Source organism: Mycoplasma zalophidermidis (assembly GCF_024742155.1).
GTDB classification, from domain to species: Bacteria; Bacillota_I; Bacilli_A; order Mycoplasmatales; family Metamycoplasmataceae; genus Mycoplasmopsis; species Mycoplasmopsis zalophidermidis.
Genome location: NZ_JANSFS010000002.1, coordinates 119,991 through 131,891, shown reverse-complemented (window position 1 = coordinate 131,891; position 11,901 = coordinate 119,991). Strand labels below are relative to the sequence as shown.

Annotated in this window: 12 protein-coding genes; all 12 read right to left on the bottom strand. The window is 29.3% G+C overall.

What is annotated here, in order from left to right; all coding sequences use genetic code 4:
• Nucleotides 1-1,933 (bottom strand): Mbov_0399 family ICE element protein (locus NW238_RS01795; RefSeq protein WP_373889497.1); only part of this gene is annotated, 1,933 nt, incomplete at its 3' end.
• Between the two features lie 3 nt (nt 1,934-1,936).
• Nucleotides 1,937-2,713 (bottom strand): Mbov_0398 family ICE element protein, encoded by a 777-nt coding sequence (locus tag NW238_RS01790; RefSeq protein ID WP_258451703.1) that lies wholly within the window; start codon nt 2,711-2,713, stop codon nt 1,937-1,939.
• 7 nt (nt 2,714-2,720) lie between these two features.
• The gene (locus NW238_RS01785) at nt 2,721-5,555 is read right to left on the bottom strand and encodes an Mbov_0397 family ICE element conjugal transfer ATPase (protein WP_258451702.1); all 2,835 of its coding nucleotides are present in this window, start codon (nt 5,553-5,555) and stop codon (nt 2,721-2,723) included.
• The gene (locus NW238_RS01780) at nt 5,555-7,312 is read right to left on the bottom strand and encodes an Mbov_0396 family ICE element transmembrane protein (protein WP_216567844.1); all 1,758 of its coding nucleotides are present in this window, start codon (nt 7,310-7,312) and stop codon (nt 5,555-5,557) included. The genes NW238_RS01785 and NW238_RS01780 overlap by 1 nt, the downstream gene beginning before the upstream one ends.
• A gap of 2 nt (nt 7,313-7,314) precedes the next feature.
• On the bottom strand, nt 7,315-7,638 hold the full coding sequence (locus tag NW238_RS01775; RefSeq protein WP_246778290.1) for an Mbov_0395 family pilin-like conjugal transfer protein: 324 nt from the start codon (nt 7,636-7,638) through the stop codon (nt 7,315-7,317).
• Between the two features lie 8 nt (nt 7,639-7,646).
• Nucleotides 7,647-8,051, bottom strand: coding sequence for a single-stranded DNA-binding protein (locus NW238_RS01770; protein ID WP_216567845.1), 405 nt, complete (start codon nt 8,049-8,051; stop codon nt 7,647-7,649).
• 12 nt (nt 8,052-8,063) lie between these two features.
• Nucleotides 8,064-8,285: a hypothetical protein gene (locus NW238_RS01765; RefSeq protein WP_258451701.1), complete on the bottom strand. Its 222-nt coding sequence runs from the start codon at nt 8,283-8,285 to the stop codon at nt 8,064-8,066.
• A gap of 81 nt (nt 8,286-8,366) precedes the next feature.
• Nucleotides 8,367-8,552 carry a hypothetical protein gene (locus tag NW238_RS01760; protein WP_216567847.1) on the bottom strand — a complete coding sequence of 62 codons (186 nt, stop codon included), beginning with the start codon at nt 8,550-8,552 and terminating at the stop codon, nt 8,367-8,369.
• A 7-nt stretch (nt 8,553-8,559) separates the two neighbouring features.
• On the bottom strand, nt 8,560-10,125 hold the full coding sequence (locus NW238_RS01755) for an MAG3960 family lipoprotein (protein WP_258451699.1): 1,566 nt from the start codon (nt 10,123-10,125) through the stop codon (nt 8,560-8,562).
• Complete coding sequence (locus tag NW238_RS01750) at nt 10,109-10,321, bottom strand: hypothetical protein (protein ID WP_216567849.1); 213 nt, start codon at nt 10,319-10,321, stop codon at nt 10,109-10,111. The genes NW238_RS01755 and NW238_RS01750 overlap by 17 nt, the downstream gene beginning before the upstream one ends.
• A gap of 60 nt (nt 10,322-10,381) precedes the next feature.
• Nucleotides 10,382-10,765: a hypothetical protein gene (locus tag NW238_RS01745; protein ID WP_258451697.1), complete on the bottom strand. Its 384-nt coding sequence runs from the start codon at nt 10,763-10,765 to the stop codon at nt 10,382-10,384.
• A 9-nt stretch (nt 10,766-10,774) separates the two neighbouring features.
• The gene (locus tag NW238_RS01740; RefSeq protein WP_258451696.1) at nt 10,775-11,896 is read right to left on the bottom strand and encodes an ArdC-like ssDNA-binding domain-containing protein; all 1,122 of its coding nucleotides are present in this window, start codon (nt 11,894-11,896) and stop codon (nt 10,775-10,777) included.
• Nucleotides 11,897-11,901: the final 5 nt, after the last annotated feature.

Below are 11,901 nucleotides of genomic sequence, written 5' to 3'. Positions count from 1 at the left end.
TAAATTTTTCTGTCTTACCAATAAGTTGTTTTAATCCACCTTTACCAAGCACAATAGCTTCGACAATTAAACCTTTATCTAAACTATTATTATCGTGAGGTGCAAAAAGTGTTTTAGTGTTAAATGGTAGCTTAGTTAATTTATAATATTCTCTATCTTTTTCATCATCGTAATATATATCAAAATTATTTAAAGCTTCATTTTTTAGCTGACTTTTACTATCAAAGAGACCAAAATCAAACCAAACTAGTTGTTTTTTCGTTCCTGTTTCTGGATCTATACTCGGATCATATTTAGGATTTTTAATGCTATTTCCCTTATCATCTCTTAATAAATTTCCCTCACTATCTTTTATAAATTCCTCTATTAGTTCTTTTTGTTGTGGATTATTTTCAGGTTCTCAGGCATATCACTTAAAATCAACTTGTGCTGATTTTGAATCTATAAATAATACTTTTGTATAATGCATTTCTAAATCAGCATCTAAATTACCTGGACGAGAATATTTATAAATATCAATTTTATACTCATTTTTTAGATGTGAATTTTCTTGTGTTTTTTGTGTATCATCATTAACGACAACACCATAATCAAACACTCTTTCATCATCACTAGCATTACTCCGATTATCTTGTAAAAATTCTTCAAATGTTCTATCTAATACCTCTATTCTTTTACCATTAATTTTTAAAACTTCATTCTCACTTAACGTTGTATTAAATATTACTTTTAAAGGTGTATGAGCTTTCCATCTACCTGCTCAATATTTCTTTTCCCTCTGTTTAACGCCTATACTCTTAGTATCTTTTGGATCTCTAATTAAAACATCATCAACTAAACGAGTTGTTTTTGCATCAAAATCTACTCACTTACCTAATTCAATTTTTAATCTTTCATCTATTTGCAAACCTTCAAAATTAGAATTAGGTTTAAATTTAACTTTAACATTATCTGCTAATAATTTCTTTTCGCCGTTTCAAATAACATAAAGATTTATTTTATCGCTAGAAGCTTGCTTATAAACTAATCGCATATTGATTTTTGCAGAGGTTATATCTTGATTTAATTTTTTAATATAATCATCAAGAAATTTTTTATTAGACTTAAACCCTGATTTAGGTTTAGTATTTAAATTACCACCACTATCAGAGCTAATCATAAATTCTGTTTTATTTTGTAAAATTTCATTTTGAATTTTGTATCAACCAGTTTTTAATTCCTCATAATTATCGTGTGCTTTTTCATACTCACCACTAATATTAATAACCAGTCTTTTTGCCTGGTCTTGTGTATTTATATCAATTAAGCGACCATTTACCCATTCTCATCTGTCATATTCTATTTCTTCAAATGAGTCATAGCTAATATATTGATAATCATCGTTTTGTAATTTTATCTCAACTCCCTTACTTTTTATTAATCCTAATTTAGCATTTTCTCACTGACTTTTAATTTCATTTTTAACACTTACATCAAGAGAACTATTTCTCATTATCTTTTGATACATAGCTTCAAAACGATTAAAATCAATTGTTGTCGATATTTCATAACCTACATGTTTTTCTCAATTATTAATGTCTTCTAAATCTTTTAAATATTTATTAAACTCTTGATCAGATACTCTTTGACCATCCGATCTAAATTGTCAAGTTAAATTTTCGTTTAAAAATATATCATCAGCACTTATTCTTCATTCACTTTTATAAAAATCTTCTCAATAAGGTGATTTCATAAATGCTTTGTTAGAATCCACCGAAAATGATTTACTTAATTGCTGACTCCTTACATTCCTACCCCATTCTCTAGGCAAAGAGTAATAAGTGGTAGTACTATTAGCATCAGTTTTAAAACTAGTAGAAACAAAACATAATGGCACAGCAAATGGAGCACTTACCAGCCCAAAATTTAAAATCTTTTTTAGTTTATTTCTCATAAATTATTTACCTAAATCAAAATACTCTGCCAAAATCTCGGGATCTGTATCATTATTAAACTCATAATTTTCATATATTTCTTCACGTCTTTTAACTTTTGCCACTTTCTCATTTGTTTTTAAACCTTTTTCATCATTTTCGATATTTAAAATCTGACGAATTTGCTCAAAATATTTCGGCTCAACTAACAATTCCGAACCAGGATTATCAATTATCTCTTTCGAAACATCGCCACCAGCTAATGCATTTAATAATAAATCCAGTTTTTTATTAATAATATTATTCTCAACTCTAACTTTTAAAATTTGATTAATAATGTTTGCAGTATAAGGCGATAAAGACGCATAAAATGCTTTTCTAAACGCATAAAATAAATCAACCTTCAACGATGACATTACTTTTCTTTTATCTTTTTCATCTAAAAACGAAACTACAATATCAGATAAAGCATTCGATAAAGACTGTCCTTTAACTTCAACTGTTTTCCGAAATGATTTAAATTTTAAAATATCATTTTCATCATATAACCTAAAACTTAATTGCACACCATTATCTTGTTTTGGCGCTTCATCTTTTGCTTTCTTTTTCGGTTTTCGACCTCGTTTTTTAGGTTTTACTTCTTTTTCTTCGCTTGCTTTATCATCTTTATATTCTATTTGTTGTGTTAATTCTTTTTCCTGCAATTCTGCTTGTTGGTTCATTAACTCGTTTTTTAAAGCTATATTTTCATATTGTTTTAACAACAATTCTTTACTCATATCTAGTTTTTCTTTATCCATAATACTCCTATAGTTCTTGTTTTCTAAAATCGCCTTGTTTAAAGTACAATCCTTTTTCATATTCGTTATATCAAACATCAATCTTAATTTTTGAGTTTAAATTCAGTGAAATCATATTATTACCAATTACTCCAGCACTTAAAAATGAAGTCATCGATTTATTTAAACCACCGGTATATTCATACATCTGCTCGACTGCTTTCAAGTCTTTTTCCTTAAGCCCAAAAATAGTAGAGTACTGACAATTCTGCACTATCGACTCAGCTTTAGCAGAAACTAATAAATCTGATGGCGACTGTGTTGTTAAATCTAAACCAAATAAATATTTACGTCCTGTCTTAGTTAATTTTCAAACAAAATTTAACATTATTGGACGAGAATTATCGACATACTGATGAATCTCATCGATAAATAAGACCGTATGTTTATTTGGATTTTTAACCACATTTTGATAAACCAAATCTTGTATTAAACTCAGTAAGACATAACTACCTAAATTAGAATCATCTTTCCCTAACGACATTAATTCTTTTGTGTTAAAAATAATAAATTCATTATCTAAATCGATCTTGGTTTCAGCATTATATAAGTTTTGATATTTACCATTATTCTCAAATAAAAATTTAAACGAATCAGCAATATTAGCTACCATTTCACGTTTTCTTTGTTTTTCAAATTCATCAACATATTTATAGTTTTCTAATTCCACAATTAAATCTGACATAATCGGTCATTTTTTAATCATTTTAAACTCTTCAGCGCTTCTAATATCATAAACTCCGGTTTGCTCATAAAGTCTTTTCAAACACGATAAAATAACCATAATATGTTCATCTCTAAAATTTACATTTACTAATTTAAAAAACCCTTCTAATCATTCCAAATGTTTTAAAACGATACCTTCAACGCTAACTTCTTGTTTATTATCATCTTCATTATCTCAAATCGATACCCTAATCTCCAAAGGATTTAAAGTCGTTTTACCACTATTACCAATATTGAAAATTGTTCCACCGAATTTTTTTGCTAAATATTTATACTCATTCTCTAAATCGATAACATAAACATTTCTATTTTGTGCTAACTCATCAACTATCGATTTTGATTTTGATGATGATTTTCCTGTTCCACTAGTCCCAACAGTCATCCAGTTATAATTAGTTCTCTTTGCGTCTTTTTTATAAAATCTATCAACTATAATCGGCTCACCCGTAGATATAGTTGTCCCTAAAATACTAATATTACCGTCATTATGAAACTCATTTTCGAAGCTTCAACCATATGCAGCATTAAATGATGATATCTGTACTGCTTCTTTTAAATTATTTGTGGTTATTAAACAACTTTGAGCATAAGCTTCAAACTGTCTAAATGGTAATGAAGTTAAATAAATTCTAGCTTTAACAGCTGCGTGATAATTTTTACTCTCAATCATCTTTAATTCTTTTAATGAACTTGCTTTATTAATAATCATAAAATGTGAATCAAATAAATTATTACCATCAATTAATAGCTGGTCTTGTAAATATTCCATAGCTTCTAATTGTAAATTATTAGACTTTCTTTGAAATTTTGAATTAATAACAGCTGAGTTATCAATATTCTTTTTAGCCACACTATCTAATAAATGTGCTTGTGCTTCTGTTGAAATTGCACCTAAATTTCACACAATAACAGAATCATTATTCAATAACTCGCTATTTCATCCATCCTGTAATCTCAATGGCAGTTCATTAACTGTCTGAATTGAATAATATAACCCGTCTTTAATAAAGTAATTAGCTTTAAAAACGACATTGTCTGCTCTTAATAACTCATCTAAACTAATCAATTTTGTCTTTGAAGAAGAGTTATCATTTTTATGTTTTTTCGATTTTGATAATAATCATTTTTTAAATCTCAAAATTCAATCATTACTTAAAATTTCTTCTTCATCACGATAATTTCGTCTTAGCCCGTTAGTTTTTAATTGTTGCTGATCTATATATTTTTTAAGTAATTCCTCATCTAATTCTTTATCGTTTAATCTAGCCAAAAATCTCACTAAATCAGCAGACTTTAATAAACGAGGTTCCAATTCCATCGAGTTCATATATTGATAAACCATATCAATATTTTTTTGTAGTTCTGATAATCTACGCTCATACAGTACAACATAATATGTATCAAGCATTATTTCTTTATCTAATGTTTCAAAGTCTAAAAACTTTTCTTCATATAAATTTGTGTAATTTTCAATCACTTCAGCACTTGCATTATTTAGCTTTAAATATTGCATTTTTTGGTCTAAATTAGTCTTTAAAGCTTCAAAGTTTTTTGAATAATCAATTAATTCCTTTTGTCTAACAAAACTAATCTGTATTTTTGTATTATCTAATACATCAATAAATTTTGCTAAAAACGACTCTCTATCGCTTTCTTCTTCACTTCAAGGAGTCTTACCTTTAAATTTTAATACGCTAAAATATTTAACTCCACCACGCAACATTTTTGTTTTAATATATCTATCTTCGAGCATTTCGGCATATGGTATTAAATTTTTCGTGCTGTTTCTCTTATTATATTTTTTAGTTTTAAAAATATAACAAATCATCCTAATCAGCAATCTATATAATCTAACATCATATTTTCTAATTTTTATTAAAAGCACACTAAATACACCGAATGTTAAAAATCAAATTAATATTTTGAAATAAGGATTCATTTTTTTAGGCAACACTGATTGCGTTAAAAAAATCGAACTAATAACACAAGCTAATAACACTACAAAATCAATTCAGTCAAAATTCTTAAACACTTTTAACTTAGTTTTCTTTATATTTTTTGGTTGTAGCATTCTCATTAACCTTTCTTAATATTTTCTTTACTTTTTACTATACTTTTTGCTCGTTTTTTGTTTGCAGCTTCTCTTGCATCAGCACTTTTTATTCGACCATCTATAAATGATGAAATCAACTTGTTATCTTTATTAGCTTCACGTTCTTTAATTAGTTTTTGTTTTTCTAATTCAGCAGCTGAAACAATATTTTTCGATGCAACTCCACGTTTTGAGTTTTGAGCCATCAATCTTGATTTTTGGTCATTAATATTTAATTCTTTTCTCGAACTACGCTGTGTTCTCGCATCAATTAAACTTCCTAACGCTTCATGTCTTTGTGCTAATTCTTTATATTTCTCCGAATTAACTCCACCTTCCTGAGCAGCTAGTTTTTCCATTTCTTTCAAGGTTTGATTTTCTTGTTTAATTAATTTATTATCACTAGCTCTTAAATCAGATTTTTTATAAGCACTATTTCCTGAAGCTAATTCTTTTCTAATCATTGCTCTTTCAGCTTTACTTTCCAACTTATCATTTGCTATAGCCATTCTTTGGTCTTCTGAACGCATATTTAAGCTTTGCATTTCTTTAGCATATCCAGCTTTTGATAACTCGCCCGATTTCAATTTATTTTTTAAATCTCTCTTAGCTTCTAATTTTTGTAATCCTGCCTTACCACGAGTTAAACCCACACCAGCAGTTTTTAATGCTTTACCACCAGCTTTCGTTGCCTTACCAAGTGCTTTAAACGCACCACCAATACCAGCACCTAATGCCATTCCACTAGCCAATAAACCTTTAGTTTCCGACATAGTCTCTCTCACTGATGCAGATTCTCCAACAAATGCTGCAATCTCGCCAGATAATCCCGTGCTAGCGACAGCCCCACCAATCGCTAAACCAACAATTAATAATATTTTCGTAAATCAGTTAGTATCTAAATTATTCGCTCAATCAGTACTTCTTTGTAAAAAAACAGCATATATCTGTATTCCGACAACAAAACCCAAAATCGCAAATGATTTTGCCATATACATTTCTTGTCATTGTTTCATTCGCTTACCATCATCTGCAATCGATGATGCTGCCACAAATGGCGAAATAACGAATAAAAACAACTGTTGAAATATTTTCGTCACCAAAGTTATTAAACCTAATGTCAGAGGTACTAATGTACCAATCGACATCAATGCACCCAAAAATACCAATCTAGGTCCTTGACCTCATGCTAAATGTTCATAATCATCATATGTGATATTAAAGTAATTATCGCCTATTTCATTTCATCTTTTAAAACTAATACCATCTAACTGGTCCTCTGCTCAAATACTTCTAAAAAGTGTTTTATCTAAAGTTAAACTATTAGACCCTAAAACTAAATTCAACATCAAGCCAATAATCAAATTAAATAAATAAACACACACCGGCAGACCAATTAACCACACCGTTCCCACAAGCGAGTTTTTTAACGCAACTCGCACCGGATTTACTCCATCATCACCTTTATACGCTCACATTCTCAAAGCACTAAAAGCAAATAACAAAACATAAACTAAACTCGATATAATAGCTAATCGTTTAAACATATCAGGTAGCACGGCGAACTCAAATTTTTGCGATAAACTCAAACCAAATAATAAATATTGTGGTAGCCCAACAGCAACTAACTCAAACAGCACCACAATAGCATTAATTAATAGCAATGGCAAAATTACAAACGGGCCATAACCAATCATAAAAGCACCATAACTAATCTTATTTATAACTCCTTCGAACAACACTTTTATGCTCCGATCGCAGACTTAATAATCGAAGTAATTATCGGACTAAGAGCTCATAACACAACTACAGCAATAAGAAAAATTCCTAATCATTTAATTCTTCTCATTTGACCTTGTCTTTCTTCTTCTGATTCTGTCTTACCTGCTTTAAAAAATGCAATAGCTGCAATAATCACAATTACTATTGTTAAAACCCCTGCAAACGCTCCTAATACTATATTAATGTAATATTGTATTTGTGTTGCAATCGCATCAAAACTTTCTTTAATTCCTTGATTACCACCGGTACTTGTACTACCGTCTAATACTTTATTTAATAAATTCATAATATCTCCTATCTAATAATTAAATCTTCTAAATAGTCTTCCTGACTATTTTCTTTCTCATTCTCATCATTTGTTTTTTCTTCATCAACAACATAATTATTTGTTTTATTTTTTAGTGCTTTCGTAGAATAAATAACACTATTCCCAATAACCTCTAAACGATATTCCTTAACTCCTTCACTATTAATAAAACTATTCTTTTTTAATGTGCCAACAACCTCTACTAAATCACCTTGTTTCACATATTTTTTAAAATTTAATGCATTATTTTGAAAAATAACAACATCAATAAACTCACTTTCATTATTAATCTCATTTGTAGCTATACTAAACTTTAAAATATTTGCTTTACTAGTATTCATTTCTCAAAAACTCTCATTAGCAACTCTTCCTGTCAGTAATACTTTATTCATATTCTTCCTTTCTTATTTCATAATAAAATACGTCACCATTGTTCATATTCCTAAAACATTCACAACAGCGCCAGACACTAAATACTTTCATTCCTTTTGATTAGACCGTGCTTTTTGTCTTAACTTCTTATCACGAGCAAAACACTCTTTATAACCTCTAACCAGCACCACTATCATCAAAATTAAAACAATCGCCAAAAATTCAATGCCAGCAATGACAAACGATCCTTCCATATACCTCCTTTAATCAAAAAAAACGCCAACAAACAATCTAAACAACTTAGATTGTAAATTGGCGTTTAACTTTACGTATTTTTATTTTGATTTTATTTTTGCATGAACTTTCTCAATTAGATCATCATATAGTTTTTTAGCTTCGGGACTAAAATCATCTAATAAATTAAATTCTTCCATCGATAAACCATAATCTCTGGCGATGTCCTCTTTCAAACATCTCATATATTCTTCGTGGTCATAAACCACATGCTTTTTCTCTGGCATCCTACTCCTATCTTTTATATTTTCAACCAAATTTATCATTAAATAAATTAATAATCTTACCTAATCTTTCTCGTGCTAACTCAATCGTAATTAATTGTGGTCTTTCAACTCCATCAACTTCTTTAATATCTGCTCAAATTAATTTATATTTCTCAATTGTTTGAGGATTATTAAATCGTTTATTATATGATGATGATGATGATGATGCTCAGGTCGCATTACCTAAACCAACTTTTAACGGCAACACAAACTCTTCATATTGCTTTTTAGCTCATTTATAAGTGTCTCTATAATCGACCTTATGACCATAATTAGTTCCACCACCAAAAAGTTGTAAATTAGGATTATGGTCCTCACGACCCATAAATCCCATTGCGTGTTCCAACGCTAAATAATCTAATAATGCTTTTTCATACTCTTCAATTAAAGCGTAAGTTCCACTATCTAATATATTTAATTCTAAATTCTTACTTTTATCTACAATTGAGCCATTTTCCTTAATTTTTTTCGCATTCTCTGCTTCATCATCCACAGCAACAAAATTAATACTATCAGTTAGTTTTTTCATTAATCTTAAATATGCAACTAATAACCTATATTGTGGTACCTGCATTGCCAGCACACTGGAATCATTCAAATACAATCAATCAATCCAGTCGTTATTAATGATTTCATTCTCAGCTAATGTTTTCTCATAAAATGCTCTTGATAAAAACATCTCATTATCAAACATATTTCTCAAATAAATATCACGATTTAATTTTCAAACAGCCGAAGGAACTTTCTTTTTCTTACCATTAATGTTTTTGACTTTAGCATCTTCATCTTTAGCCGATATTTCATATCAATAAGGGGCACCAAACTCGATTTTTTTCCGGCCAAATGAAACATTATCACCCATAATATTTAATCAATCATTATAATGTTTTGAAAACAAACTTGCTCTATCAGTAATTAATCAATCATTAAGAATACCAATTGCATCATCTTTATTTAAAACATAACTAATTTTTTGTTCTCTATTTTCTTCTTTTTTAAAATCAAAGTCCCCACTAACATCAAGTATTTCCAACAATTTCGTAATTAAAGCATTATATTCTTTCGCACTAATATTTCGCTCATCAGCACTAGAATATTTAATTCCATCACCTTTCTTCACCACCAAGCTTCGCACATAACGACTAACATCAACCAGAGTCGGAAAATCATACTCGTTTAAATTAGTAATTCAATAATCACCATAGCTATTTAAAAACTTCTTAAACTCACTCGCATCATTTTCTAAAACCATATCAGCATAATATCTCTTATTAGCATCATATGTATCTTCTGGTGCAACATTAAATGTCATTCCGTTATAACTAAATTGTCTAACATCTCTGACTTCAACTTCGTTATGTTTTTCATCAGCATCATCTTTGTTTTTTTCTCTTATCGCAATTGTCTGCGTTTTTTTCGACTCATCAGGTTTTGGAATTGGTTCATCATAATGACTTCAAATGCACGAACTAGTCATCACCGGTACCGCGCTAAGTCCAGCACCACTTAATAATCATTTAATCTTTTTTTTCATCATCTCTAACTACCTTCACAACTTTAATCACTTTTGTTTGCTCTACTATAATTTTATCTCAATGTCCTCTTTTTTGCTCATAATCAATGACTTCTAATACCTTTTTTCATACCTTGCAGCGATTAATTGATTTAGAATAATTATTTTTCGAACCCCGAAGTCGATAATAAACAACGCCATATTTACTTTTTGCCATAACTATCCTTTCTCAACTCTTCGCACACGTGTATGCATAATGCGCGCTCACACGCGAGCATTAATCATTATTCGAGCTTTTACGTAATCGCTCTAATTCTCGAATATATTTTTTATAAACAACATAAAATTTAGCAATCTGCTCCATATCAATTTCCTGCGAATCTATGGTTTCTCACTTCTCTGATATGACGTTTTTTTCTTGTTTAAAAACATTAACTTTAAAATCAGAATAATATGAAATCTCTCAATTTCCATTTTTTAATTTTCTACTCATTTTCTTAGGATAGAAAAACTTATAACCTTCTCACTGATAACGATATTCTGGTAAATGCTCTTCCAGCATCTGTGGTAAAACCACTAAAATGGATTTTTCATTTTCAAAAACAACACTATTAATCCCACTAATAACTCTTTTTTCACCTCTACCTGCATTTTTATTCATCTCTTACCTCTACAAACTTAGCTTATTTTTCAAATTCTTTTTGCTTTTATTTTTGTCTTGATAAACATCGCCATTAGCTAAAAAATTGCTCTCAATTTCGCTGAAAATAGCCTTAGAAACTTCATTAACTTCGGTTAATAAATTTTGTTTTTCTTTTATGCTTGCACCCTTCGATCAACTTCGCATATATTTAAAACTATGGTCCTTAGTATCTATTCCTAATTCCTTACCTACCACATACGCTGTCATCTCAGCTTGCAATTCGCAACTAGGTCTTTCTAAATCTCTTAAACTATGTTTTAACTTCACGTGTGCATATTCATGTAATAAGGTTTTTAAATTTTGTAAATCAGAGTTCAACTCATTCAAATATATTTTTACATTATCTTTATCATCTAAAGACGACATTCCCTTAACCTGACCTAAAGTCTCATTTTCTCTTATCACAGCATCATTATTTTTGATAATTGTCTCTTTTACTAATTCAAATAACTTTTTACTATCTTCACTCTCATCAGTGATAAAAGCATTAAAGTATTTTTTAGGATAATTTTCCTTAGGCATTGTAGTTTGCGCTATATCAAAAACATTTGCAATTCTAAACCCTACAATCTCGTTTTTTCGCTTAACTTTTCCTTCGTGATATTTTTTAACTGTTTCTTTTTTTGCTTTCTTAATCGGCACTCATCTAATATTTCCCTGCTCGTCAATTTCTTCCAGCATAACTATTTCATTAGGTGCTAATATTTTCAAACCTTTCTGGCCAGCTTTAATCGATACACCTTCTTTTTTTCACTCAGTAAATGATTTAACAATTGCTGCGCCTTCCATTTGTGATTTAATCAAGTTCATATTTTTGAAGCTATATTTATTAGCAAAACCAGATATAAAATCTAAATATTCTTTCATTTTCTCTTCACTATTAAAATACTCATCTAATTCTGCACTCGATTTTTCAATCAGCAAATCAATTGATGATTTATCTTGTTTATCTTCATCAGGTTTTTTTAATTCCATATCTTCTTTTTTACTTTCTTGCTGCTCAACTTTATCATCTTTCTCTTCTTCAATTTTCTTAGCTTTATCTTCTCCTAAACTTTTAATAAATTTATATTCATTATATTGTGTCATTTTGA